The sequence below is a fragment of the Streptomyces caelestis genome, from assembly GCF_001279005.1.
In the GTDB taxonomy this organism is placed as follows: Bacteria; Actinomycetota; Actinomycetes; order Streptomycetales; family Streptomycetaceae; genus Streptomyces; species Streptomyces heliomycini.
Genome location: NZ_LGCN01000258.1, coordinates 1 through 26,221 on the forward strand (window position 1 = coordinate 1; position 26,221 = coordinate 26,221).

Genomic DNA, 26,221 nt, shown 5'->3' on the forward strand with positions numbered 1-26,221 from the left:
GGGCGCTGCTGGCCGGCGTGATCGGGTTCGTCTACTTCTGGAAGGCTGAGGAGAGGTACGGCCGTGGCTGACACCACCGACGAGAAGATCCCCACGGTCATCGCCGACGACCTGCACATCGTCTACCGCGTCAACGGCGCGAGGACCGGCAAGGGCAGTGCCACGGCGGCGCTCAGCCGCATCGTCAAGCGGGGCGAGGAGCGGGGCGTGCGCAAGGTGCACGCCGTGCGCGGAGTCTCCTTCGTCGCCTACCGGGGCGAGGCCATCGGGCTGATCGGTTCCAACGGCTCCGGGAAGTCGACCCTGCTGCGGGCCATCGCCGGACTGCTGCCCGCCGAGCGGGGCAAGGTCTACACCGACGGCCAGCCCTCCCTGCTCGGCGTCAACGCCGCCCTGATGAACGACCTGACGGGCGAACGGAACGTCATATTGGGCGGGCTCGCCATGGGCATGTCCCGCGAACAGATCAAGGCCCGCTACCAGGAGATCGTCGACTTCTCCGGCATCAACGAGAAGGGCGACTTCATCACCCTGCCGATGCGCACCTACTCCTCCGGCATGGCGGCCCGGCTGCGCTTCTCCACGACGTCCTGATGATCGACGAGGCGCTGGCCACCGGCGACCGCAAGTTCCAGAAGCGCTCCGAGGCCCGCATCCGGGAGCTGCGCAAGCAGGCCGGCACGGTGTTCCTGGTCAGCCACAACAACAAGTCGATCCGCGACACCTGCGACCGCGTGCTCTGGCTGGAACGCGGTGAGCTGCGCATGGACGGACCCACCGACGAGGTGCTCAGGGAGTACGAGAAGTTCACGGGGAAATAGCCCGCTGCGAGCCGGGCCCCGCCGGAACTTTCCGGCGGGGCCCGGCGTCTGCGAAGGAGACGTCAACTCCGGCCGCCAAGCGGAATCTTGACGCCGATCGGTGCGTTGTCGTGTAGTGCGGAGACCCCCGCAGTCACGCGCCGTGTCGTACCACGTAAGCTGTACCGGTCCCGAAAGGCGGCAATCAGGGCCATAATGCCCGACACCATCCAGCGATGCCGCGGGGCGGAAGCCTGGGCGGCGTGTCCGAAATAGTGTGCATTGGGTCGGCAGTGTAGAACGGGAGATGTGACGGCAATGGCTACGGAGACTCCCCGGCTGAACGCAGCGTGTGCCGTCCCCGCCCATGGCAGTCCGCGATGACGCCCGTGGCCGCGGCGCATGCCGTCGACCCCGAGCGCGCCACCCTCGACAAGGCCGCCGCCGAGAACTTCCCCGTGGCCCCCTTCTTCCTGCCCCGGCCCTGGCGCGACGACCTCATGGCGGTGTACGGGTTCGCCCGTCTGGTCGACGACATCGGCGACGGTGACCTGGCCCCCGGCGGCGCCGACGCCCGCCTCCTCGGGGTGTCCGAGGAGGCGGCCGAGGACCGGCTGACCCTGCTGGACGCCTTCGAGGCGGACCTGAACCGGGTGTTCGATCCGGCCGGCCCCGAGCCGCGCCACCCGCTGCTGCGCCGGCTCCGGCCGACGGTCCGCCGCCACGCTCTCACCCCCGCGCCCTTCCTCGGCCTGATCGCCGCCAACCGCCAGGACCAGCTCGTCAAGCGCTACGAGACCTACGACGACCTGCTCGCCTACTGCGAGCTGTCGGCCAACCCCGTCGGCCGCCTCGTCCTCGCCGTCACCGGCACCTCGACGCCCGAGCGCGTCCGCCGCTCCGACGCGGTCTGCACCGCCCTCCAGATCGTCGAGCACCTCCAGGACGTCGCAGAGGACCTCGACCGCGACCGCGTCTACCTGCCCGCCACGGACATGAAGCGCTTCCACGTCCGGGAGGCGGACCTCGCCGTACCCACCGCCGGCGCGTCGGTGCGCGCGCTGGTCGCGTACCAGGCGCGACGCGCCCGGGACCTGCTGGACGAGGGAGCTCCCCTCGTGGGCAGCGTCCGGGGCAGGCTCCGGCTGCTGCTCGCGGGCTTCGTGGCGGGAGGAAGGGCGGCCCTTCACGCGATCGCCGCCGCCGAATACGACGTACTTCCCGGCCCGCCCAAGCCCGGCAAGGTCCAGTTGCTGCGCGAGGCGGGCGCGACTCTGCGAGGAAAGGGGTGATCCGGACCGTGGAGTCGCAACCACCCGCGTCCGCACCGGTACTCGCCGCCTACAGCTACTGCGAGGCCGTCACCGGACAGCAGGCGCGCAACTTCGCCTACGGCATCCGGCTGCTGCCGACGCCCAAGCGGCGCGCGATGTCGGCGCTGTACGCGTTCTCCCGGCGGGTCGACGACATCGGCGACGGCCCGCTGGCGAACGACGTCAAGGTGGCCCGGCTGGAGGACACCCGGGCGCTGCTCACCCGGGTCCGCGACGGCGCGGTCCACGAGGACGACACCGACCCGGTCGCGGTCGCCCTCGCCCACGCCGCCGAGCACTTCCCGATCCCGCTCGGCGGCCTGGACGAACTCATCGACGGCGTCCAGATGGACGTACGCGGCGAGACCTACGAGACCTGGGACGACCTCAAGGTCTACTGCCGTTGTGTCGCGGGCGCCATCGGGCGGCTCTCGCTCGGCGTGTTCGGCACCGAACCGGGCGCGCGCGGAGCCGAACGCGCGTCCGAGTACGCCGACACCCTCGGCCTCGCCCTCCAGCTCACCAACATCCTCCGCGACGTCCGCGAGGACGCCGAGGGCGGACGCACCTACCTGCCCGCCGACGACCTCGCCAAGTTCGGCTGCTCGGCCGGGTTCGGCGGGCCGACACCGCCGGAGGGCTCCGACTTCGCCGGCCTGGTGCACTTCGAAGTGCGCAGGGCCCGCGCCCTCTTCGCCGAGGGCTACCGGCTGCTCCCCCTGCTCGACCGGCGCAGCGGCGCCTGCGTCGCCGCCATGGCCGGCATCTACCGCCGGCTCCTGGACCGCATCGAGCGCGACCCCGGGGCGGTGCTGCGCGGCCGGGTCTCCCTGCCCGGACGCGAGAAGGCCTACGTCGCGGTGCGCGGCCTGTCCGGCCTGGACACCCGGCACCTGACCCGGCGCACCGTCAGGAGGCGCGCCTGATGGACATCCCGCACTCCGGCGCGAAGCGGCGGGCAACCCTCCGCCGCGCCGCCGCGTCCCAGACCGAGACGGCCGCTCCCACACCGTTCGAGCGGAGCGCCGGCCGGGCAGGGGAGGGCGCATGAGCCACGGCACACGCTCCGGGGGGCCGCTCACGGACGGCTCCGTTCCGGCGGGACGGCACGCCGTCGTCGTCGGCGGCGGGCTGGCCGGCGTCACCGCCGCGCTGGCGCTCGCCGACGCCGGGGTGGGCGTCACCCTGCTCGAAGGCCGACCGCGCCTGGGCGGGCTCGCCTTCTCCTTCCGGCGCGGCGACCTGACCGTCGACAACGGCCAGCACGTGTACCTGCGCTGCTGCACCGCCTACCGCTGGTTCCTCGAGCGGATCGACGCGGCGGCGCTGGCACCGCTGCAGGACCGCCTCGACGTGCCCGTGCTCGACGTCGCGCGCCCCGAGGGACGGCGGCTCGGCAGACTGCGGCGCGACGCGCTGCCGGTGCCCCTGCACCTGGGGCGCAGCCTCGCCACGTATCCGCACCTGTCGCTCGCCGACCGGGCCAGGACGGTCCGGGCCGCGCTCGCGCTGAAGGGACTCGACCTCACCGATCCCGCCCTGGACACCCAGGACTTCGGCAGCTGGCTGACCGCGCACGGCCAGTCGGCGCGCGCCGTCGAGGCCCTGTGGGACCTGGTCGGGGTCGCCACCCTCAACGCGGTCGCGGACGACACGTCCCTGTCGCTCGCCGCGATGGTGTTCAAGACCGGTCTGCTGTCCGACCCCGCGGCGGCCGACATCGGCTGGGCCCGGGTGCCGCTGGGCGAACTGCACGACCGGCTCGCCCGCGAGGCGCTCGACTCCGCGGGCGTGCGCACCGAGCTCCGCACACGGGTCGCCTCCGTCTTTGCGGACGGGAACGGGGGATGGAGCGTCCGGGTTCCCGGCGAGACGATCCACGCCGACACGGTCGTCCTCGCCGTACCGCAGCGCGAGGCGTACGACCTGCTGCCCGCGGGCGCGCTCGACGCCCCCGAACGGCTGCTCGCCATCGGCACCGCCCCGATCCTCAACGTGCACGTCGTCTACGACCGCAAGGTGCTCGCCCGGCCCTTCCTCGCCGCCCTCGGCACCCCCGTGCAGTGGGTCTTCGACCGCACCGAGGCCTCCGGTCTGAAGCGCGGCCAGTACCTGGCGCTGTCCCAGTCGGTCGCCCAGGACGACATCGACGAGCCGGTCGCCGCGCTGCGCGAGCGCTACCTGCCCGAACTGGAGCGGCTGCTGCCGCGCACCCGCGACGCCCGGGTCGAGGACTTCTTCGTCACCCGGGAGCGCACCGCCACGTTCGCTCCCGCCCCCGGCGTCGGACGCCTCAGGCCCGGCGCCCGCACCAAGGCCCCCGGCCTGTACCTGGCCGGAGCGTGGACCGCCACCGGGTGGCCCGCGACCATGGAGAGTGCGGTCCGCAGCGGCGTCGGCGCGGCGGACGCCGCGCTGAGCGCCCTCGGCCGGCCCCGCCCCCGCCGTCCCTTCGCCCTGGAGGAGGCGGCGCACTCCGCCTTCCCGGGGGACACCTCCCGGACCTTCGGCCACCATCCGGAGGAGACCGGTGTCGCACTGCGAGGTGGGCCCGGTGAGGGTTGACGAACGCGGCGCGGAGGACCTCCGCACTTCCGGTACCGCAACAAGAGGAGAGACTGTGCCCACTGTGCCCCCGGCCTCGCAGGCCGCTCGAAGGACCGCGGTGGACGTGTCCGCGCTCCTGGAGCGCGGGCGGACCCTGGCCACGCCGGTACTGAGGGCGGCCGTCGACCGCCTGGCGCCTCCCATGGACACGGTCGCCGCCTACCACTTCGGCTGGATCGACGCCCACGGCCGGCCCGCGGACGGCGACGGCGGCAAGGCCGTGCGCCCCGCCCTCGCCGTGCTGTCCGCCGAGGTCACCGGGGCCGCCCCGGAGACCGGCGTGCCCGGCGCGGTCGCCGTCGAACTGGTCCACAACTTCTCCCTCCTGCACGACGACCTGATGGACGGCGACGAACAGCGCCGGCACCGCGACACCGTCTGGAAGGTGCACGGCCCCGCCCAGGCCATCCTGGTCGGCGACGCCCTGTTCGCCCTGGCCAACGAGGTGCTGCTGGAACTCGGCACCGTCGAGGCGGGCCGCGCCGCACGCCGGCTGACCACCGCCAGCCGCTCGCTCATCGACGGCCAGGCCCAGGACATCTCCTACGAGCACCGCGACCGCGTGAGCGTCGAGGAGTGCCTGGAGATGGAGGGCAACAAGACCGGCGCCCTGCTCGCCTGCGCCAGCTCCATCGGCGCGGTGCTCGGCGGCGCCGACGACCGCACCGCCGACGCGCTGGAGACGTACGGCTACCACCTCGGCCTGGCGTTCCAGGCCGTCGACGACCTCCTCGGCATCTGGGGCGACCCGGAGGCCACCGGCAAGCAGACCTGGAGCGACCTGCGCCAGCGCAAGAAGTCCCTCCCGGTCGTGGCCGCGCTCGCGGCGGGCGGCCCCGCCTCCGAGCGGCTCGGCGAGATCCTCGCCGCCGACGCCAAGAGCAGCGACTTCGCGAACTTCTCCGAGGAGGAGTTCGCGGCCCGTGCCGCCCTCATCGAGGAGGCCGGCGGCCGCGACTGGACCGCCGAAGAGGCACGCCGTCAGCACACCATCGCCATCGAGGCCCTGCACGCCGTGGACATGCCCGACCCGGTGCGGGAACAATTCACGGCGCTCGCGGACTTCGTCGTCGTACGAAAGAGATGATCACTATCGGTCGAATAGCCCTCGCGTAGTCGCCGGCCGGCGCCCAGGGGAGAACGGCACCGGCCGACGGCGGACCCACAGCAGACACCACTCGCAGGACTGCACGAAGGGGAAGCCATGACAGCGACGACCGACGGAAGCACCGGGGCGGCCCTGCCGCCCGCGGTGGCCGCGGCCAGCGAAAACGACACCGACATCCCCGAGGCGGCCGGGGTTCCCGACATCGCCGCCCGCGCCATGAGGCGCGCCACCGACTTCCTGCTGTCCCGGCAGGACGACCAGGGCTGGTGGAAGGGCGACCTCGAGACCAACGTCACGATGGACGCCGAGGACCTGCTGCTGCGCCAGTTCCTCGGCATCCGCGACGAGGACACCACCCGCGCCGCCGCCCTGTTCGTCCGCGGCGAGCAGCGCGAGGACGGCACCTGGGCCACCTTCCACGGCGGCCCCGGCGACCTCTCCGCCACCATCGAGGCGTACGTCGCGCTGCGGCTGGCCGGCGATCCGCCCGACGCCCCGCACATGGCGAAGGCCTCCGCCTGGGTCCGCGAGCGGGGCGGGATCGCCGCCTCCCGCGTCTTCACCCGGATCTGGCTGGCCCTGTTCGGCTGGTGGAAGTGGGAGGACCTGCCCGAACTCCCGCCCGAACTGATCTGGTTCCCGTCCTGGGCGCCGCTCAACATCTACGACTTCGGCTGCTGGGCCCGGCAGACCATCGTGCCGCTGACCATCGTCTCCGCCGAGCGGCCGGTGCGTCCCGCCCCGTTCCCGCTGGACGAGCTGCACACCGACCCGCGCCACCCCAACCCTCCCCGGCCGCTCGCACCGCCGACCAGCTGGGACGGCGCCTTCCAGCGGCTGGACAGGGCCCTGCACACGCTGCGCAGAGCCGTCCCGCGCCGGCTGCGCAGGGCGGCCATGAACACCGCCGCCCGCTGGATCATCGAACGGCAGGAGAACGACGGCTGCTGGGGCGGCATCCAGCCCCCGGCCGTGTACTCGGTCATCGCGCTGCACCTGCTCGGCTACGACCTGAACCACCCGGTGATGCGCGCGGGCCTGGATTCGCTGGACCGGTTCGCCGTGTGGCGCGAGGACGGGGCCCGCATGATCGAGGCCTGCCAGTCCCCGGTGTGGGACACCTGCCTCGCCACCATCGCGCTGGCCGACGCGGGCCTGCCCGCCGACCACCCGCAACTGGTCAAGGCCGCCGACTGGATGCTCGGCGAGCAGATCGTGCGGCCCGGCGACTGGTCCGTGCGCCGGCCCCATCTGCCGCCCGGAGGCTGGGCGTTCGAGTTCCACAACGACAACTACCCCGACATCGACGACACCGCCGAGGTGGTCCTCGCGCTGCGCCGGGTCAAGCACCACGACCCCGAGCGGCTGGACAACGCCATCGGACGCGGGGTGCGCTGGAACCTCGGCATGCAGTCGAGGAACGGGGCCTGGGGCGCCTTCGACGTCGACAACACCAGCCCGTTCCCCAACCGGCTGCCGTTCTGCGACTTCGGCGAGGTCATCGACCCGCCGTCGGCCGACGTCACCGCGCACGTCGTGGAGATGCTCGCCGTGGAGGGCCTCGCCCACGACCCGCGCACCCGGCGCGGCATCCAGTGGCTGCTCGCCGAACAGGAGCCGGACGGCTCCTGGTTCGGTCGCTGGGGCGTCAACTACATCTACGGCACCGGCTCGGTCGTCCCCGCGCTGACCGCGGCCGGGTTCCCCGTCTCGCACCCGGCGATCCGGCGGGCCGTGGCCTGGCTGGAGAAGGTGCAGAACGACGACGGCGGCTGGGGCGAGGACCTGCGCTCCTACCAGGGCGCCGCCCAGTGGGCCGGCCGCGGCGCCTCCACCGCCTCGCAGACCGCCTGGGCGCTCATGGCCCTGCTGGCGGCGGGGGAGCGGGACTCCAGGGCCGTCGAACGCGGCATCGAGTGGCTGGCGGCCACCCAGCGCGAGGACGGCTCCTGGGACGAGCCGTACTTCACCGGCACCGGCTTCCCCTGGGACTTCTCCATCAACTACCACCTCTACCGGCAGGTCTTCCCGCTCACCGCGCTCGGCCGGTACGTGCACGGGGAGCCGTTCGGCGAGAGACCGGCCGGGGCGAGGAGCGGGCCGGGGCAGCCGCTCGCCGAGGCGAAGGGAAGCTGATGAGCCCCCGGCCCGCCCCGGTCCCGCTGCTGATCGCCTGCGCGCTCGGCATCGAGCAGTTCGCCCTGCGCAGGCGTGAACGGGGCGCTCCGGGCGGGCCGGTCACCGTCCTGCGCACGGGCATGGGGCCGGCGGCGGCCGAGCGCTCCGTCACCCGGATGCTCGCCGACCCGGACCTGGACCGGGCGGCCGTCCTCGCCACGGGCTTCTGCGCCGGGCTCGCCCCCGGGATGCACCCCGGCGACCTGGTCGTCGCCGAGGAGACCCGGGACCCGCGCGGCAGCGTCCCGTGCGTGGGGACCGAACTGCTGGTGAAGGAGCTGGGACGGGCGGCGCCCGGGCGCACCGTCCACACCGGTCCGCTCACCGGCTCCGACCACGTCGTCCGCGGCCACGAGCGGTCCGATCTGCTCGCGACCGGGGCGATCGCGGTCGACATGGAATCCGCCGCCACGCTTCTGAGCGCCGTCCGGGTGGGCGAGCGCCCGGTTGCGGCCGTCCGGGTGGTCGTGGACGCTCCTGAGCACGAGCTCGTCCGGATCGGCACGGTGCGCGGTGGAATATCGGCTTTCCGCGTTCTCCGGTCCGTACTCCCGGCTTTCCATGAATGGCACCGTTCCTTGCTGCTCCCCAGGAGGTGAGCCAGATGGCCATGCCGCTGCGTCAGTCCGTCAAGGTCGCTACATACTTGGCCGAACAGAAGCTCCGCAGGCGGGACAAGTTCCCGCTGATCGTCGAACTGGAACCGCTCTTCGCCTGCAATCTCAAGTGCGAGGGGTGCGGCAAGATCCAGCACCCGGCCGGGGTGCTCAAGCAGCGGATGCCCGTCGCCCAGGCCGTCGGCGCGGTCCTGGAGTCCGGGGCGCCCATGGTGTCGATCGCCGGCGGCGAGCCCCTGATGCACCCGCAGATCGACGAGATCGTGCGCCAGCTGGTGGCCAGGCGCAAGTACGTCTTCCTGTGCACCAACGCCATGCTGCTGCGCAAGAAGATGGACAGGTTCACCCCCTCGCCCTACTTCGCGTTCGCCGTGCACATCGACGGGCTGCGCGAGCGCCACGACGAGTCGGTGGCGAAGGAGGGCGTGTTCGACGAGGCCGTGGCGGCCATCAAGGAGGCCAAGCGGCGCGGTTTCCGGGTCACCACCAACTCGACCTTCTTCAACACCGACACCCCGCAGACGATCGTCGAGGTGCTCGACTACCTCAACGACGACCTCGAGGTCGACGAGATGATGATCTCGCCCGCCTACGCCTACGAGAAGGCCCCCGACCAGGAGCACTTCCTGGGCGTGGAGCAGACCCGGGAGCTGTTCAGGAAGGCCTTCGCGGGCGGCAACCGGCGCCGCTGGCGGCTGAACCACTCCCCGCTCTTCCTGGACTTCCTCGAGGGCAAGGTCGACTTCCCGTGCACCGCGTGGGCGATCCCGAACTACTCGCTCTTCGGCTGGCAGCGCCCCTGCTACCTGATGAGCGACGGCTACGTGCCGACGTACCGGGAGCTGATCGAGGACACCGACTGGGACCGGTACGGCCGCGGCAAGGACCCGCGCTGCGCCAACTGCATGGCGCACTGCGGCTACGAGCCCACCGCCGTCCTCGCCACCATGGGGTCCCTGAAGGAGTCGCTGCGCGCCCTGCGCGAGACGGTCTCCGGGAAGGGGGAGTGAGGCCGTGACCGCTGTCCCGCTCGGAATCCCCGAGGTGCCCGCGCCGCCGCTCGCCGAGCGGCGCGCGTCGCGCCGCATCCAGGTCGGCCCGGTGGCGGTCGGCGGCGGCGCCCCGGTGTCCGTGCAGTCGATGACGACGACGCGCACGTCCGACGTCGGCGCGACCCTCCAGCAGATCGCCGAGCTCACCGCGTCCGGCTGCCAGATCGTGCGCGTGGCCTGTCCCACGCAGGACGACGCCGACGCCCTCCCGGAGCAGTTCGACGACAAGGTCAAGGAGATCGCCAAGGCGGCCAGGGACCACGGCACCCCGATCCGCATCGGTGTCAACGCCGGCTCGCTGGACCGGCGGCTGCTCCAGAAGTACGGCAGGGCGACACCGGAGGCGCTCGTCGAGTCCGCCCTGTGGGAGGCGTCCCTCTTCGAGGAGCACGGCTTCCGGGACATCAAGATCTCCGTCAAGCACAACGACCCGGTGGTGATGATCAACGCCTACCGGCTGCTCGCCGAGCGGTGCGACTACCCCCTCCACCTCGGCGTCACCGAGGCCGGCCCCGCCTTCCAGGGCACCGTCAAGTCGGCCGTCGCCTTCGGCGCGCTGCTCTCCCGGGGCATCGGCGACACCATCCGCGTCTCGCTGTCGGCCCCGCCGGTGGAGGAGGTCAAGGTCGGCATCCAGATCCTCCAGTCGCTGGGGCTCAGGGAGCGGCGGCTGGAGATCGTGTCCTGTCCGTCCTGCGGGCGTGCCCAGGTCGACGTCTACAAGCTGGCCGACGAGGTCACCGCGGGCCTGGAGGGCATGGAGGTGCCGCTGCGCGTGGCCGTCATGGGCTGTGTGGTCAACGGCCCCGGCGAGGCCCGCGAGGCCGACCTCGGCGTCGCCTCCGGCAACGGCAAGGGCCAGATCTTCGTGAAGGGCGATGAAGATCGCCGAGCAGATGGAGAAGGACGGCACCGCGACGGGGGAGCCGGCCGTCACCGTGAGCTGAACAGCACGGAATCCGAAGGGGGACCGAGCGTGACGATCCTGGAGAACATCCGGCAACCGCGTGACCTGAAGGCGCTGTCCGAGGCGGAACTCGGCGAACTGTCCCACGAGATCAGGGAGTTCCTGGTGCACGCGGTCGCCAGGACCGGCGGGCACCTCGGCCCCAACCTCGGGGTGGTGGAACTCACCGTCGCCCTGCACCGGGTCTTCGAGTCGCCCGTGGACCGCATCCTGTGGGACACCGGCCACCAGAGCTACGTCCACAAGCTCCTGACCGGGCGTCAGGACTTCTCCAAGCTGCGCGGCAAGGGCGGCCTGTCCGGCTATCCCTCCCGCGAGGAGTCCGAGCACGACGTCATCGAGAACAGCCACGCCTCCACGGCCCTCGGCTGGGCCGACGGGCTCGCCAAGGCCCGCCAGGTGCGGGGGGAGGAGGGCCATGTCGTCGCGGTGGTCGGCGACGGCGCCCTCACCGGCGGCATGGCCTGGGAGGCGCTGAACAACATCGCCGCCGCCAAGGACCGGCCGCTGATCGTCGTCGTCAACGACAACGAACGCTCCTACGCCCCCACCATCGGCGGGCTCGCCAACCACCTCGCCGCCCTGCGCACCACCGACGGCTACGAACGGGTGCTGGCCTGGGGCAAGGGCGTGCTCCAGCGCACCCCCGTGATCGGAGCCCCCCTCTACGAGGCGCTGCACGGCGCGAAGAAGGGCTTCAAGGACGCCTTCGCCCCGCAGGGCCTCTTCGAGGACCTGGGCCTGAAGTACCTCGGCCCGATCGACGGCCACGACGTCAGGGCCGTGGAGTCCGCGCTGCGCCGCGCCAAACGCTTCCACGGGCCCGTCCTGGTCCACTGCCTCACCGAGAAGGGGCGCGGCTGCGAACCCGCCCTCGCCCATGAGGAGGACCGCTTCCACACCGTCGGCGTGATGGACCCGCTCACCTGCGCGCCCCTCGCCCCGGCCGGCGACCCGTCCTGGACCTCCGTCTTCGGCGAGGAGATCGTCCGGATCGGCGAGGAACGCGAGGACGTGGTGGCGATCACCGCCGCCATGCTGCACCCGGTCGGCCTCGGCGCCTTCGCCGAGCGGTTCCCGGACCGGGTGTGGGACGTCGGCATCGCCGAGCAGCACGCGGCCGTGTCCGCGGCGGGCCTGGCGACCGGCGGCCTGCACCCGGTCGTCGCCGTCTACGCCACCTTCCTCAACCGCGCCTTCGACCAGCTGCTGATGGACGTGGCGCTGCACCGCTGCCCGGTGACCTTCGTCCTGGACCGGGCCGGCGTCACCGGCGCCGACGGACCCTCGCACAACGGCATGTGGGACCTGTCCGTCCTCCAGGTCGTCCCCGGCCTGCGCATCGCCGCCCCCCGCGACGCCGACCAGCTCCGCGCCCAGCTGCGCGAGGCGGTCGCCGTCGACGACGCGCCCACCCTGCTCAGGTTCCCCAAGGAGTCCGTGGGCCCGGCGGTCCCCGCGCTGGACCGCGTCGGCGGCATGGACGTGCTCCACCGGGCGGACGCCCCCGAGGTGCTCCTCGTGGCCGTCGGCGTGATGGCGCCCGTCTGCCTGAAGGCCGCCGAACTGCTCGAAGCCCGCGGCATCGGCTGCACCGTGGTCGACCCCCGCTGGGTCAAGCCCGTCGACCCGGCCCTCCCGCGCCTGGCCGCCGGGCACCGCATGGTGGCCGTCGTGGAGGACAACAGCCGTGCGGCCGGGGTCGGTTCGGCGGTGGCGCTGGCGCTGGGCGACGCCGGGACCGACGTGCCCGTACGGCGGTTCGGCATCCCGGAACAGTTCCTCGCCCACGCCAAACGCGGTGAGGTGCTCGCCGACATCGGCCTCACCCCGGTCGAGATCGCCGGCCGGATCAGCGCGGGCCTCGCCGCCGGCGAAGAGCCGGCGAAACAGTCACCGGACCCACAGGAGCCCCAGGCATGACCACCGCGGAGTCCTCGCAGACCGGGAAGTTCGACCTCGGCGCGCTGCTGGCCGAGCGCGGAGCCGAGCGCTACGAGCTGCACACCCGGTACCTCAACCACCAGCTCCCGCGCATGCTGCGCACCATCGGCTTCGACAAGGTCTACGAGCGCGCCGAGGGGGCGCACTTCTTCGACGCGGACGGCAACGACTACCTGGACATGCTCGCGGGCTTCGGGGTGATGGGCCTGGGCCGCCACCACCCCGTGGTCCGCAAGGCGCTGCACGACGTCCTGGACGCCTCCCTCGCCGACCTCACCCGCTTCGACTGCCAGCCGCTGCCCGGCCTGCTGGCCGAGAAGCTGCTCGCGCACAGCCCTCACCTGGACCGGGTGTTCTTCGGCAACAGCGGCACGGAGGCCGTGGAGAGCGCCCTGAAGTTCGCCCGGTACGCGACCGGCCGACCGCGCGTCCTGTACTGCGAGCACGCCTTCCACGGCCTGACCACCGGCTCGCTCTCCGTCAACGGCGAGTCCGGCTTCCGGGACGGCTTCGCCCCGCTGCTGCCCGACACGGCCGTACCACTCGGCGACCTCGCCGCGCTGGCGCGGGAGCTGCGCAAGGGAGACGTGGCCGCCCTGATCGTGGAGCCGATCCAGGGCAAGGGCGTGCACGAGGCCCCGCCCGGCTACCTGCGGGCCGCGCAGGAGCTGCTGCACCGGCACAAGGCGCTGCTGATCGCCGACGAGGTGCAGACCGGGCTGGGCCGGACCGGCGACTTCTACGCCTACCAGCACGAGGCGGGGGTCGAACCGGACCTGGTGTGCGTGGCCAAGGCGCTCTCCGGCGGCTACGTACCGGTGGGCGCCACGATCGGCAAGGACTGGATCTTCAAGAAGGTCTACTCGTCGATGGACCGGGTGCTGGTCCACTCGGCCAGCTTCGGGGCCAACGCCCAGGCCATGGCGGCGGGCCTCGCGGTGCTGTCGGTCATGGAGGACGAGAGGATCGTCGACCGCGTCCGGAGCACCGGCGAGCTGCTGCGGACCCGGCTGGCCGCACTGACCGGGAAGTACGAGCTGCTCGCCGACGTCCGCGGCCGGGGCCTGATGATCGGCATCGAGTTCGGCCGCCCCCGGTCGCTGGGACTGCGCTCGCGCTGGACCGTGCTCCAGGCCGCCCGCAAGGGACTCTTCGCGCAGATGGTGGTCGTTCCGCTGCTGCGGCGGCACCGCATCCTCACCCAGGTCTCCGGCGACCACCTGGAGGTGATCAAACTGATCCCGCCGCTCGTCATCGACGAGCGGGACGTGCACCGGTTCGTGGACGCCTTCGCCGCGGTGATGGACGACGCGCACGACGGCGGCCTGGTGTGGGAGTTCGGCAGGACGCTGGTGAGACAGGCCGTCGCCGACCGCTGACCCCGCACCCGCGCCGGATTTGCCTCAGAGGCAAGAAAATTGCCCCTGAGGCAAATGCGGGGCTCAATGGAGGTATGAGCTCCTCCGAGACCGGGCCGCCGGCCGAACCGGCCGACGCGCTCCCCGCGGTCGCGCCGCAGCTGCGCGCCCTGCGGCGACGGGCCTCCCTCACCCTCGAGGCCGCCGCCCGTGACGCGGGCCTGTCGCCCGCCCACCTCTCCCGGCTGGAGACCGGACAGCGCCAGCCCTCGCTGCCGGTGCTGCTCTCCCTCGCCCGCACCTACGGTACGACGGTCTCCGAGCTGCTCGGCGAGTCGGCCGCCGACCGGGACGCCGTGGTGCGCGCCGGCGACATGGAGTCCACGGCGGCGGGCGGCTGGACGTACTGGCAGGCCGGCGCCGCCGGGCGCGGCATGCAGGCCCTACGGGTCCAGGTGCCGTACGGCTCCCAGGGCGACATCGTGCGCGTCCACCCCGGCGAGGAGTGGCTGTACGTCCTCAGGGGGCGGCTGCGGCTGCGCCTCGGGGACATCCTGCACCGGCTCGCCCCGGGCGACAGCGCGCACTTCGACTCGCTGACCCCGCACCGCATCGCCGCTTTCGACCCCGACGGGGTCGAGCTGCTGTTCGTCCACACCCTGTTGCAGAGTCCCACGGCCGCGCTGTGCCTGGGCCCGATCCACGGAGAAGCGACATGACCGGCAAAGACATGGAAGAGAAGCTCCCCCGGGCCCTGTGGGTGCGGCTGTTCGTCTACGTGGTGGTGGGACACCTCTTCGCGGCCTTCGTCTACTTCCTCTTCGAGATGGCTCCGAAGAAGTAGACGCCCGGCGGAAGCAGACGCCCGGCTCAGTCGAGCAGGCGCTCGCGCAGCCGCTCCCGGTCCTCGGGGGTGAGCCCGAGCGCCTGCTCCAGGTACGGGTCCACACCGCCCCAGGTCTCCTCGACGGTCTCGAAGGCCGCCGACAGGTACTCCGCGCGCGCGTCGAACAGCGGGCTGAGCAGCTCCATGACCTCGGGGGAGTAGGCCGAGGCTGAGCTGCCGCTGCGACGCACCTTGTAACGGCGGTGCTTGGCGTTGGACTTCAGGTAGTCGTCGAAGATCGCGTCGCGCTCGACGCCCACCGCGAGCAGCGTCACCGCCACCGACAGTCCCGCGCGGTCCTTGCCCGCCGCGCAGTGCATCAGCGCCGGAACGCTGTCCTCGACGAGTGAGCGCAGCACCCGGGCGTGTTCGGCGGTGCGCTCCTTGACGGTCAGCCGGTAGGAGGTGATCATCCGGTCCGCGCCCTTGCCGTCCGCGAGGATCGAACGCAGTTGCTCCAGATCGCCGTCACGGACCATCTTCCAGAACTCGGCGCCGTCCGCCGGGTCGCTGAGCGGCAGGTTCACATTGCGCACGCCCGGCAGCGCGACGTCCGGGCCCTCCAGCCTCTGGTCGGCCGCGTTGCGGAAGTCGAAGACCGTGTGCAGTCCGAGCGAGGACAGGAAGGCGGTGTCCTCCGCGGTCGCGTGGGCGAGATGGCCGCTGCGGAACAGCACCCCGTGGCGTACCCGCCGGCCGTCGACGGTCGGCAGTCCGCCCACGTCGCGGAAGTTGCGCACTCCGGCCAGCTCGGGTTCGGTCGACGGCACCTGCTGCGTCACGAAGGACTCCTCCCACTCGGCGCCGCCGGCGGGACTCGTCGACGGGCGCCACTCGACGATACGACATGCCTGCCTGGGGCAATGAGTTCTCCACAGGCATTGCCAGGCCGCCTCCGCCCCCCTGATGATGTTCGTGTCTGATCGCATCTGTTCGGGTCTGTTGGAGGTTCGGTGGTACAGGTTTCCCAAGACGGTCGTACGTGGCTTCTGTCGGGGCCGGCCAGCGGCTACGCGCTCCACGTCACCGAGCGCGACGAGCTGGTGCACCTGCACTGGGGCCCGGGCATCGCGCTCGCCGACGCGGAGGCCCTCGCCGCGCGCCCGCTGCCGGACGACTGGTCGTCGTTCGATTCCCGCCTGGACGGGCGCGAGGAGTACCCGGTCGAGGGCGGCCCCCGCTTCGTCCGGCCCGCCCTGTCCGTACGCGCCGCCGACGGACGGCGCGGCACCGAGTGGACCTTCGAGGGCCACGAGACCGACGCCGGAGAACTCCGCCTCCGCTTCCGCGACGGCCACCTGACCGTGGTCCTGCACTACCGGATGCGCGACGACGTGGTCGAACGCTGGGTGACCCTGCACAACCGGGGGCCCGCGGTCGAGCTGCTGCGCGCCGACTCCGCCACCTGGACCCTGCCCGAGCGCGAGCACTGGCGGCTGTCCCAGCTGCACGGCCGCTGGGCCGCCGAGTCCCGGCTGACCCGTGCCCCGATCGACTACGGCGAGAAGGTCATCGGCAGTCGCCGCGGCCACACCGGGCACCAGCACCTGCCCTGGGTCGCGCTCGACACCGACGCGACCGAGGAGCGCGGCGAGGTCTACGGCTGCGCCCTCGGCTGGTCCGGGTCCTGGCGCATCTGTGTCGCCCAGCTCCCCGACGCACGGGTGCAGATCACCGGCGGTGCGGGACACGACGACTCCGGCCTGCTGATGCTGGGCACGCAGGAGACGTACGTCACGCCGGTCTTCGCCGGTCTGTGGAGCGACGGCGGCTTCGGCGGCGCCAGCCGCGCCTGGCACGCCTACCAGCGGGCGTACGTCGTCCCGGACGCGGACCGGGACCGGCCCGTGCTGTTCAACTCCTGGGAGGCCACCTGGTTCGACATCTCGGAGGAGCAGCAGCGAGGGCTCGCGGAGCGGGCCGCCGCGATGGGCGTGGAGCTGTTCGTGGTCGACGACGGCTGGTTCGGGGCGCGTACGAGCGACCGGTCCGGGCTCGGCGACTGGAAGCCCAACCCCGACCGCTTCCCCGGCGGACTGAAGCCCCTCGCCGACCACGTGCACGGGCTCGGGATGCAGTTCGGCGTGTGGGTCGAGCCGGAGATGGTCAACCCGGACAGCGACCTGTACCGCGCGCACCCCGACTGGGTGCAGTTCCAGCCGGGGCGCCGGCGCACGGAGTTCCGCAACCAGCTGGTGCTCAACCTCGCGCGCGACGACGTCCGGGAGTACCTCTGGGAGCGGCTGGACGGGCTGCTCTCCGAAGCCCCCGTCGACTACGTGAAGTGGGACTTCAACCGCTCCTTCAGCGACGCCGGCTGGCCGGACGACCCGTATCCGCAGCGGTTGTGGACCGACCACGTGCGCGGTCTGTACGCCCTGCTGGACCGGTTGCGGGCGGCCCACCCGGGCGTGGCCTTCGAGTCCTGCTCGGGCGGCGGCGGGCGGATCGACCTGGGGATCCTCTCCCGCACCGACCAGGTGTGGACCTCGGACAACACCGACCCGCTCGACCGGCTCGCCCTCCAGCACGGCTTCAGCCAGATCCATCCGGCCCGGGTGATGGCCGCCTGGGTCACCGACAGTCCGAACGCGATGCTCAACGGGCGGGTCAGTTCGCTGCGCTTCCGGTTCGTCAGCGCCATGGCCGGGGTGCTCGGCGTCGGCGGCGACCTCGCGCGGTGGACCGAGGAGGAGCTCGCCGAGGCGCGGGAGTGGGTCGCGCTCTACAAGGAGATCCGGCCCGTCGTCCAGCGCGGCGACCTGTACCGGCTGCGCCCCCCGGAGGGCGGGCTGAGCGCGGTGCAGTACGTCCTCGGTGACGAGGCCGTCGTGCTCGCCTGCCTCCAGGCGCAACACCACGGAGAGCCCGCCCCGGCCCTCCGGCTGCGCGGCCTCGACCCGGAGGCGTCCTACGAATGCCTCGAAACGGGCGAAACGCACCGAGGCGCCGTCCTGCTGCACCACGGGCTGCGCACCGGTCTGCGGGGAGATCTGGACGCCGCGGTGTTCCGGCTCCGCCGCCGGTGATCGCATGATGGGAGCGTTCTGTCCGATTGGTCTGTTTCGGCACAACATGCCATGAAATAAGGGAGGGTGGGGGAGGGGTGCGTGAGCATCGTCATATCCGTGACGATGCGTTGTCGCCATGCTCACGTAATTCCGTGGAACGGCAAGGGAATTCGAAAGGGAAAGGGAATCCCGGCTGACGCTCGGTGACGTCTTTTCCGCATGTCGATCACGAAAAAGCGTGTTCGCGGTGAACCTCGCGCTTGTCCCACCGCGTCCGGGTCGCTTACGTTCGCCACCGATCCGGACGGACGCCTAATCCTGCCGCCGCCCGGAGCCCGCACACACTGACCCGTCCACGGCAGGAACGGGGGACCCACAGGCACGACCGCCTGTTCCGGTTCCCGGAACGGCTCGGGGTTAAGCCGCGCGACAGCGCGGCCGGGCATCTCCAGCCCGCACCCGACAGCTCACCTCGTAGGCGCCGGAGAGGAATTCGACATGCCCGCGAAGGGTAAGCACCGCCGTACCAAGGTCCAGCGTTTCACCCGCTCCATCGCCGTCGCCGGAACCGGTGGCGCCGCACTCGCCCTGCCGCTCCTCGGCGCCACCGGCGCGCACGCCGCCACGCCGCAGACCGCCCCCGAAAAGGCCGTCCAGTCCCTTTCCGCCGGTCAGAAGACCGTCGCGGAAAAGGGCGACGAGGTCCGCACGTACACCGTGAAGGCCGGCGACTACCTCGCGAAGATCGCCGACGCGGAGAACGTCGACGGCGGCTGGAAGAAGCTCTACGCGGACAACCGCGAGGCCATCGGTGACGACCCGTCACTCATCCACCCCGGTCTGAAGCTCTCCGTCGACGGCGAGGCCGCCACGGGCGCGCCGCAGAAGCCGTCCTCCGCCAAGGCCCCGCAGGCCTCGGAGCGGAAGGCCGAGCAGCCCGCCGAGCAGTCCTCCTCGGACGCCTCCGCCCGGACCGCGAACACCGACCAGGCCGCGAGCGCCTCCGGTTACAGCTCCCCGGTGCCCGGCGCCGGCGGCCTCGGCACCGCCTACAAGGTGGCCGGCAGCATGTGGTCCAGCGGCTACCACACCGGTGTCGACTTCAGCGTCCCGACCGGTACCTCCCTGAAGGCCGTCGGCGCCGGCACCGTCGTCTCCGCCGGCTGGGGCGGCGCGTACGGCAACCAGGTCGTCCTCAAGCTCGAGGACGGCTACTACGCCCAGTACGCCCACCTCTCCTCGCTCTCCGTCTCGGCCGGCCAGACCGTCACCGCCGGCCAGCAGGTCGGCCTCTCCGGCGCGACCGGCAACGTGACCGGCCCGCACCTGCACTTCGAGATCCGCACCACCCCGAACTACGGCTCGGACGTGGACCCGGTCTCCTACCTCCGCTCGAAGGGCGTCGCCATCGGCTGACCCCCGGCGACCTTCCTGACACGCGCGCCGAAGGCCGGACCCCGATCCCCGGGTCCGGCCTCCGGCGTATTCCGGAATTGGCCAACATTTTGAGAGTGTCTTATCTCACCGCACGTCAACCCTTCCTTACGGTCGCGTAGGTCACATTCGAAGGTGAATCATGAGCGGTTGTGGCAGACGATTCGAAGAATGACAGCAGAGCAGTGATCGGGTCGTACGTGGCGGTGGGGGACAGCTTCACCGAGGGCGTCGGCGACCCCGGCCCCGACGGGGCGTTCGTCGGCTGGGCCGACCGGTTCGCCGTACTTCTCGCGGACCTCCGGCCCGAGGGCGACTTCGAGTACACCAATCTCGCCGTGCGCGGAAAGCTGCTGGACCAGATCGTGGCGGACCAGCTGCCGAGGGCGGTCGCACTCGCCCCCGACCTGGTCTCGTTCTGCGCGGGCGGCAACGACATCCTCCGCCCGGGCAGCGATCCGGACGAGGTGGCCGAGCGGTTCGAGCGGGCGATCGCCGCGCTCACGGCCGTGTCCGGCACGGTGATGGTGACGACCGGGGTCGACACCCGTGGCATCCCCCTGCTGAAGCACCTGCGCGGCAAGATCGCCACGTACAACGGGCACGTACGGGCCGTCGCCGACCGCTACGGCTGCCCGGTGCTCGACCTGTGGTCCCTCAGGAGCGTCCAGGACCGCAGGGCCTGGGACGCCGACCGGCTGCACCTGTCGCCGGAGGGGCACACCCGTGTCGCGCTCCGCGCCGGGCAGGCACTCGGCCTGGAGATCCCCGCCGATCCCGAACAGCCCTGGCCGCCCCTGCCGCCCCGCGGCGCGCTCGAGATCCGACGGGACGACGTCCAGTGGGCCCGCGAGTACCTGGTGCCGTGGATCGGCCGCCGGCTGCGCGGGGAGTCGTCGGGCGACCAGGTGATCGCCAAGGGGTCGCTGTCGCCGGACGACATCAAGGTACGGATCGCCGCGGTGGCGTGAGGGCCGTTTCGCCGGTCGCGGTCGTCCCCGGCACCGCGGTGCCGGGGACGACCGCACATAATGGAATGTCTGACCGACTCCACTTGGAGGCACCGTGGCCGGTTCCCGTTCCCAGAGCTCCGGGCCGCGCGCCCTGCGACCCGTGGCCTTCGGCGCGGACCCGAGCGGCGAGCGCATGGCACGCATCCGCAACTCCCCGCACTTCAGGGACGGCGTGTTCCAGAATCCCGGGGGCGCCGCCCGGATCCGTCCGTCGGGGTCGACGCGGGACCTGGCGAAGACCTACTTCGACAAGGACTCCCGCTCCCGCCGCGCCCCGAAGGGCGCCGTCCCGGTGCACCCGACCACCCTGGCCGACATCTCCCGTCCGCCGGCCACCGGGCTGCGCCTGACCTGGATGGGCCACTCCGGCGTGCTCGCGGAGATCGACGGACACCGGGTCCTGTTCGACCCCGTGTGGGGTGAGCGCTGCTCGCCGTTCCCCTTCGCCGGGCCCAGGCGACTGCACCCCGTGCCGCTGCCGCTGGCCGCGCTCGGCCCGGTCGACGTCGTCGTGATCTCCCACGACCACTACGACCACCTGGACCTGCCCACGATCAGGGCGCTGGCCGGCACGGACACCCTGTTCGCCGTGCCCCTCGGCGTCGGCGCCCACCTGGAGCGCTGGGGCGTGTCCGCCGGGCGGCTGCGCGAGCTGGACTGGCACGAGACGACGGAGGTCGGCGGCCTCACCCTCACCGCCACCCCGGCCCGCCACTTCTGCGGCCGGGGCCTGCGCAACACCCAGCACACCCTGTGGGCCTCCTGGGCGGTCGCGGGCGGGGAGCACCGGATCTACCACAGCGGTGACACCGGCTACTTCGAGGGCTTCAAGGACATCGGCGCCGGCCACGGCCCGTTCGACGCCACGATGATCCAGGTCGGCGCGTACTCGGACTTCTGGCCCGACATCCACATGACGCCCGAGGAAGGTGTCCGGGCCCATCTCGACCTGCAGGGAGGCGGTGAGGGCGGGGTGCTGCTGCCGATCCACTGGGGGACGTTCAACCTGGCGCCGCACGCGTGGGCGGAGCCGGGGGAGTGGATGAAGGACGCGGCCGAGGAGGCCGGTCAGGCGGTGGCGTTCCCGCGGCCGGGCGAGCCGTTCGAGCCGGCGGGGAGGCTGCCGGTGGAGCCGTGGTGGCGGGCGGTGTCCGGTCCGATCGCGCACCCCTGGCGGCGTTCCCGGAGTGCTGAGGGCGTGGCCGGGACGAGCAGGGGGGATCTCGACCTCGCCGGGGAGCGGTGACGTCGGTCGGGGACGAGCCGGGGGAGACGGCCCGGATGCCGGAGCGTCTTCCGGCTGAGAAGCGGGATCGTGTGCTGGGAGCCCTGGACGGCGGCGTGAAGCCGTTGCTCGGCGATCCGGGCCCTTGCCGTCCGGAGGGCGCTCGATGCGCATCGCCGTCCGAGCACGCGTCGTGGAGCCATGGGCCGAAGCCGGAGCGGCCCGGAAAGCACGCCTGCTCGTCGTGGACGGCGTCACCGAGGTGGTTCTGCCACATCCCTTCCCCGGCATCGACGAAGTGGCCGTCTCCACAGCTCGCAAGATTCTGGGAGTGCGCCGGCAGGGCGGAAAACCGGGGCGCGGCGGGCTTCCCTGCCATGTGATGATCCTTCCGGCGCGCCAGGGCTCCCGGCGCGCCGGTCGACTCACCACACCCTTGGGGGGTAGCGATGAACCTGTTATCCGCTGGACGCCCGGTACGTCTCGGATCCGGAGCCGCCGTGGCGGTGGCGGCCGGTCTGCTGACGGCCGGTCTCGCCGTGCCCGCGTCCGCCGCGGACGACCCGCCGCAGTCCGACCAGCTGTGGATCAACACGCCGTACGAGCAGACGCTGCCGACCGGCACCGACGGCGGCCGGCCGCAGTCCCGCACCCTCGGCGTCGGCCTCTACCACGACAACGACAACTTCACGGTGACCGACGGCAGACTCGCCGTCGACGTCTCCGACCTCGCCGGGGTCGCCGAGGTGACCTGGTCCGACAACTGCACGCCGGGCGGCGCCGGCGCGGTGTGCGACATACCCGTGGTCCCCACGATCGGGAGCGACTACGAGGACCAGGTGTTCCTGACGGTGCGCGCGGCCGACGGCGCCGAAGTCGGCGCGCGGGGCAGGATCACCTACGAGGCGACGGCCACCGGCGGCCCCGACGGGACGCTCACCGCGCCGCACGAGAGCTTCGACACCACGCTCACCGTCGGCGCCGGACCCGACCTCGCCATCGACCCCGTCGCCGACATCGAGAAGGGGCTGCCCGGCGACGAGCGGACGATCCCGTTCAAGGTCACCAACAACGGCAACGAGAGCGCGAACGGGTTCACCGTCGAGCTGTACGCCTCGTACGGCCTGACGGACCTGACCCGGTACGACGCCTGCACCTACACCACGACGGACGGCGACGACTACGCACCGTCGACCAGGGCGACCTGCACGTTCGACCAGGTGCTGGCGCCGGGCGACTCCTTCGAGCTGCCCGAGCCGCTGACGGTGCGACTCGCCCCGCACGCACTGAACGAGCGGCTCGACATCGACGTCGAGCCGGGTGGCGGCGCCCAGGACATCGACTCCCAGAACGACTACGTGGCCCTCCAGATCGGCGCGGAGAACACCGCGGACTTCTCCGTGACCGGTGACGCCGTCTCCGCCGCGGCGGGCGAGACGGTCACGGCCGAGCTCACCTTCGAGAACAACGGACCGGCCTGGTTCGGCAACCTCGGCTCCGGCGACCCCGTCGCCGAGGTCCGGCTGGTCGTGCCCGAGGGCACCACGGTCACCGGCGTGCCGTCCGCCTGCTCCCCGCGCACCCTCGAGGGCGGCTACCACCCGAAGCGGACGGGCGCCCCGCGCTACGACTGCGATCTGCGGTACTGGGTGCTGGAGGACACCCGGCGCACGTTCGCGTTCTCCGTGCGCGTCGACACCGTGACGCCCGGCGCGACCGGCGCCGTGAGCATCCACCCCCCGTTCGGCGAGTTCGGCGAGTACCCCTTCGGCTTCGACCCGGATCTCACGAACAACACGGCGGTCCTGGCCGTCAACTGACCGGCCCGCGGGTCCAAAGCGGCCGCCCGGGCGGCCGCTTTGGACCCGCGCTCCACCGGGCGCCGCCCGGCGCGCCCGTGATGCGCGGGGCGGGACCGGTACGTGCGGGCCCGGCGCCAGTGCCTGGCGCACCGTCTCCGCCGGGTGCCGGCGGGCGCCCTCGAGACAGTGGACGGCGACCGCGAACGGCAGGCCGCTGCGCCCGAAGTGGCCGACGGCCGGATCTCCGCGCCTTGACCATGGTGGAGCGGACCTGACGGTCCGTTGTTCGATGAAGTCCGACGTCTTCGTCGACACGGGAGAGCCCGCCCTCCCGTGCCTCGTCCGCGCCGGACGGCCGCGGGACGGGCTGAGGGGACGCCTCCGCCGTCGTCCGCCGCATCGCCGCCGCCGACGGCTCGACGGGTGAACTTCCCGGCTGCCGGTACGTGCTGTCCTGGAACGCCCGCTTCCTCGCGGCTCCGGAGCGCGCCGTCTGACGGGAGGCGCGCGGCGCGGGAGCAGTGACCACGGGCGGGGGACGCCGCCGCACCCCGCCCGCTTCCCCGCGGCGATCTGCCGGGCCCCACGCCCACCCCCACCCCCGCCGCCGCCGACGGCGTCGACCGGTTCCGGCGCAACGTCCTGACGCCGGTGGACCGGGGCGCCCTCTCCGCCCCGGCCCGTTCGTTACGTTGAGTGATGTTCTGGGGTGCGGACGGAGGTGCTCCGGGTTCGGTCCGGCATGCCCGGACCGCCGACTCCGGGCGGTCGAAGGCGTGCCGAGGAGGCTGGGGCGGCCTGCTCCTCATGGCGTCGAGTCGACCGCTTGTGACCAGGGTTGATTGATTCTTTCTCGCTTTTATCCCCTCGCTCGAGCGGGTTATCGGTCTGTCGTACGAAGCCTCATACCAGAGCGCGATGCTGTCCGTATGAGTTTGTCAACTGCCCACCGCACATGATGCGGTGGTGACTACGGTGAGTGTCGGTCGGACGGCACCGCGGCACCTCGTGCCGTAGGACGCTTCTGCGTCGAGGGGCCGCGTCCAACAGTCGGATCAGGGAGTGGGGACCGGGACGTGCAGCCACAAGGCGGACGAGGGAGCGGACGGGGCGAGGGGCCCCGGGGCCCGGACCCAGCCGGCGTGCGGAGCGCCGCCGGGGCCACGGTCATGGCCCGTGAGCCGGACCGCACCGACGCGCACCCGGCCGGCGCCCGGGTCCGTCGGACCGGTCCGGCCGCCCGGGCGGACCGCCGCGAGGGCGGGCGGCACGGCCGGCCGGCGGCGCGGACCGCCCCCGCGCTGCCCGAGACACCGATACGGCCCCAGCTGCTGCGCCTCGCCGTGCTCCCGCCCGTGGCGGTGGCCCTCAGCGCCTGCGCGGCCGTGCTCTTCACCGTCCGCTCCACCGGGGTCCGGCCGAGCCTCGCCCTGTGGGCCGTCCTCGGCGGCGCCACCTCGGTGACGTGCGCCGGCATCGCCATCGCCGCCGTGGCCGCCGACCGCGCCGCCCGGTCCGTGCACGACCGCATCGGCGCGCTGCGCCGGAGCACCGCCCGGCGCGAGGCCGACCTGCGCGCCCTCGTCGAGGCACTGCGCCGCGGCGACGCCCCGCCCCCGCGCGGACGGCGGGGCGAACGGGCCGACACCCCCGACCCCGACTTCGGCCTGCTCACCGCCGACCTCGCCCGTGCGCACGACGGGGCCGTCCACGCCGTCGTGCAGGCGTCCCAGCTCTCCAGCCAGACCGGCAGCGAACAGAAGCTCGAGGTGTTCGTCAACCTCGCCCGGCGCCTGCAGTCCCTGGTGCACCGCGAGATCTCCCTCCTCGACGAGCTGGAGAACGAGATGGAGGACCCCGACCTGCTCAAGGGGCTCTTCCACGTCGACCACCTCGCCACCCGCATCCGCCGCCACGCCGAGAACCTCGCCGTGCTCGGCGGGGCCGTCTCCCGGCGGCAGTGGAGCAACCCGGTCCCCGTGACCGAGGTGCTGCGCTCGGCGATCGCCGAGGTCGAACAGTACTCACGGGTCAAGCTCGTACCGCCGATCGACGGCACCCTGCGCGGGCACGCCGTCGCCGACGTCATCCACCTGCTCGCCGAACTCGTCGAGAACGCCACGGTGTTCTCCGCCCCGCACACCCAGGTGCTGCTACGGGCCGACCTCGTCACCTCCGGGCTCGCCGTCGAGGTCGAGGACCGCGGACTCGGCATGCCCGTCGACGAGCAGGACCGGATGAACGCGCTGCTCACCGACCCCGACCAGGTGCATGTCGCCAGTCTGCTGGCCGACGGCCGGATCGGCCTGTTCGTGGTCTCCCAGCTCGCCAGGCGGCACGGCATCCACGTCCGGCTCCGGAGCAACATCTACGGCGGGGTCCAGGCCGTGCTCGTGGTGCCGCAGGCGCTGCTCGGCACGGAGCCCTGCGTCGGCGTCGGCGGCGTCGGCGTGCCGGGCACGGTGCCGCAGCCGTACGACCGCGACACCGGCGCCGTGCCGACGGCCCGTCACCTGCCCGTCGTCCCGGCTCCCGTGGACACGCCGCCCGCACCCGTCGCACCCCTCACCTCCGTGCCTCCCCCGTTCCGCCTTCACACCCCGTCCCCGCCCGGCGACGCGTCCGCCCCGCCGCTGCCCCTGCGCGGTGCCCACGAGGTGCGCCCCCCCCCCGCCGAGGCCGTACCCGGCGTCCGGCACGGTGACCGGAACACCCCCGCGGACCACGGGAGCACGCCCCTCACCCCGCGCGGCGGCACGGTGCGCGGCACCATGGACAGACCCCGGCTGCCCCGCCGCCGCGCCCAGGAGCACATCGCCCCGCAGCTTCGCGACGGCCCCGCGCCCCGCCAGGACACCGAGTGCACCGCCGGGCACGACCCCGGTCTGATGGCCGCCTTCCAGCGC

19 protein-coding genes, 2 pseudogenes and 1 riboswitch are annotated in these 26,221 nt (G+C 72.6%); of the genes and pseudogenes, 20 read left to right on the top strand and 1 reads right to left on the bottom strand.

Annotation, left to right across the window (positions count from 1 at the left end):
• The first annotated feature begins 45 nt into the window (after positions 1-45).
• From ADK41_RS35540 to ADK41_RS35595, 14 genes and pseudogenes are all read left to right on the top strand, one after another.
• A pseudogene (locus ADK41_RS35540) lies at positions 46-821 on the top strand (ABC transporter ATP-binding protein).
• Positions 822-1,180: 359 nt separating this feature from the next.
• The gene (gene hpnC / locus ADK41_RS35545; RefSeq protein WP_030837202.1) at positions 1,181-2,092 is read left to right on the top strand and encodes a squalene synthase HpnC; all 912 of its coding nucleotides are present in this window, start codon (positions 1,181-1,183) and stop codon (positions 2,090-2,092) included.
• The gene (gene hpnD / locus ADK41_RS35550) at positions 2,089-3,039 is read left to right on the top strand and encodes a presqualene diphosphate synthase HpnD (RefSeq protein ID WP_030837199.1); all 951 of its coding nucleotides are present in this window, start codon (positions 2,089-2,091) and stop codon (positions 3,037-3,039) included. Before hpnC ends, hpnD begins: the two co-directional genes overlap by 4 nt.
• Positions 3,039-3,164 carry a DUF6380 family protein gene (locus ADK41_RS44435; protein WP_366483615.1) on the top strand — a complete coding sequence of 42 codons (126 nt, stop codon included), beginning with the start codon at positions 3,039-3,041 and terminating at the stop codon, positions 3,162-3,164. Before hpnD ends, ADK41_RS44435 begins: the two co-directional genes overlap by 1 nt.
• Positions 3,161-4,678: a hydroxysqualene dehydroxylase HpnE gene (gene hpnE / locus ADK41_RS35555; protein ID WP_030837196.1), complete on the top strand. Its 1,518-nt coding sequence runs from the start codon at positions 3,161-3,163 to the stop codon at positions 4,676-4,678. The genes ADK41_RS44435 and hpnE overlap by 4 nt, the downstream gene beginning before the upstream one ends.
• A 64-nt stretch (positions 4,679-4,742) precedes the next feature.
• Positions 4,743-5,807 carry a polyprenyl synthetase family protein gene (locus ADK41_RS35560; protein ID WP_030837194.1) on the top strand — a complete coding sequence of 355 codons (1,065 nt, stop codon included), beginning with the start codon at positions 4,743-4,745 and terminating at the stop codon, positions 5,805-5,807.
• Between the two features lie 117 nt (positions 5,808-5,924).
• Positions 5,925-7,964 carry a squalene--hopene cyclase gene (gene shc / locus ADK41_RS35565; protein ID WP_030837191.1) on the top strand — a complete coding sequence of 680 codons (2,040 nt, stop codon included), beginning with the start codon at positions 5,925-5,927 and terminating at the stop codon, positions 7,962-7,964.
• Positions 7,964-8,605 carry a hypothetical protein gene (locus tag ADK41_RS35570; protein WP_030837188.1) on the top strand — a complete coding sequence of 214 codons (642 nt, stop codon included), beginning with the start codon at positions 7,964-7,966 and terminating at the stop codon, positions 8,603-8,605. The genes shc and ADK41_RS35570 overlap by 1 nt, the downstream gene beginning before the upstream one ends.
• 5 nt (positions 8,606-8,610) lie before the next feature.
• Complete coding sequence (hpnH, locus tag ADK41_RS35575; protein WP_030837186.1) at positions 8,611-9,633, top strand: adenosyl-hopene transferase HpnH; 1,023 nt, start codon at positions 8,611-8,613, stop codon at positions 9,631-9,633.
• 4 nt (positions 9,634-9,637) lie between these two features.
• Positions 9,638-10,622, top strand: a pseudogene (ispG, locus tag ADK41_RS40360) (flavodoxin-dependent (E)-4-hydroxy-3-methylbut-2-enyl-diphosphate synthase).
• Positions 10,623-10,651: 29 nt separating this feature from the next.
• Positions 10,652-12,565, top strand: a complete 1,914-nt coding sequence (gene dxs, locus ADK41_RS35580) for a 1-deoxy-D-xylulose-5-phosphate synthase (protein WP_053635651.1) — start codon at positions 10,652-10,654, stop codon at positions 12,563-12,565.
• Entirely contained in the window at positions 12,562-13,965 is a 1,404-nt protein-coding gene (locus ADK41_RS35585; RefSeq protein ID WP_030829908.1) for an aspartate aminotransferase family protein, read from the top strand. The genes dxs and ADK41_RS35585 overlap by 4 nt, the downstream gene beginning before the upstream one ends.
• Before the next feature lie 74 nt (positions 13,966-14,039).
• Positions 14,040-14,663 carry a helix-turn-helix domain-containing protein gene (locus ADK41_RS35590; protein ID WP_030829910.1) on the top strand — a complete coding sequence of 208 codons (624 nt, stop codon included), beginning with the start codon at positions 14,040-14,042 and terminating at the stop codon, positions 14,661-14,663.
• On the top strand, positions 14,660-14,788 hold the full coding sequence (locus tag ADK41_RS35595; protein ID WP_037804609.1) for a DUF6126 family protein: 129 nt from the start codon (positions 14,660-14,662) through the stop codon (positions 14,786-14,788). Before ADK41_RS35590 ends, ADK41_RS35595 begins: the two co-directional genes overlap by 4 nt.
• A gap of 26 nt (positions 14,789-14,814) precedes the next feature.
• Here the strand turns inward: ADK41_RS35595 and ADK41_RS35600 are convergent, their stop codons facing one another.
• Positions 14,815-15,612, bottom strand: coding sequence for a tyrosine-protein phosphatase (locus ADK41_RS35600; RefSeq protein WP_030829913.1), 798 nt, complete (start codon positions 15,610-15,612; stop codon positions 14,815-14,817).
• A gap of 171 nt (positions 15,613-15,783) precedes the next feature.
• Between ADK41_RS35600 and ADK41_RS35605 the strand changes: the two genes are divergently transcribed.
• From ADK41_RS35605 to ADK41_RS35630, 6 genes are all read left to right on the top strand, one after another.
• Positions 15,784-17,859: an alpha-galactosidase gene (locus tag ADK41_RS35605; RefSeq protein ID WP_030829915.1), complete on the top strand. Its 2,076-nt coding sequence runs from the start codon at positions 15,784-15,786 to the stop codon at positions 17,857-17,859.
• Between the two features lie 321 nt (positions 17,860-18,180).
• Positions 18,181-18,335, top strand: a riboswitch (cyclic di-AMP (ydaO/yuaA leader).
• 4 nt (positions 18,336-18,339) lie between these two features.
• The gene (locus tag ADK41_RS35610) at positions 18,340-19,257 is read left to right on the top strand and encodes a M23 family metallopeptidase (RefSeq protein ID WP_030829918.1); all 918 of its coding nucleotides are present in this window, start codon (positions 18,340-18,342) and stop codon (positions 19,255-19,257) included.
• A gap of 203 nt (positions 19,258-19,460) precedes the next feature.
• Positions 19,461-20,246, top strand: coding sequence for an SGNH/GDSL hydrolase family protein (locus ADK41_RS35615; protein WP_030829921.1), 786 nt, complete (start codon positions 19,461-19,463; stop codon positions 20,244-20,246).
• A 94-nt stretch (positions 20,247-20,340) separates the two neighbouring features.
• Positions 20,341-21,534: an MBL fold metallo-hydrolase gene (locus ADK41_RS35620; RefSeq protein ID WP_030829924.1), complete on the top strand. Its 1,194-nt coding sequence runs from the start codon at positions 20,341-20,343 to the stop codon at positions 21,532-21,534.
• Positions 21,535-22,013: 479 nt separating this feature from the next.
• A complete protein-coding gene (locus ADK41_RS35625) occupies positions 22,014-23,333 on the top strand; it encodes a hypothetical protein (protein ID WP_234392568.1) in 1,320 nt (439 codons plus the stop codon).
• Positions 23,334-24,484: 1,151 nt separating this feature from the next.
• A partial coding sequence (locus tag ADK41_RS35630) for a sensor histidine kinase (protein WP_053670350.1) occupies positions 24,485-26,221 on the top strand: 1,737 nt, incomplete at its 3' end.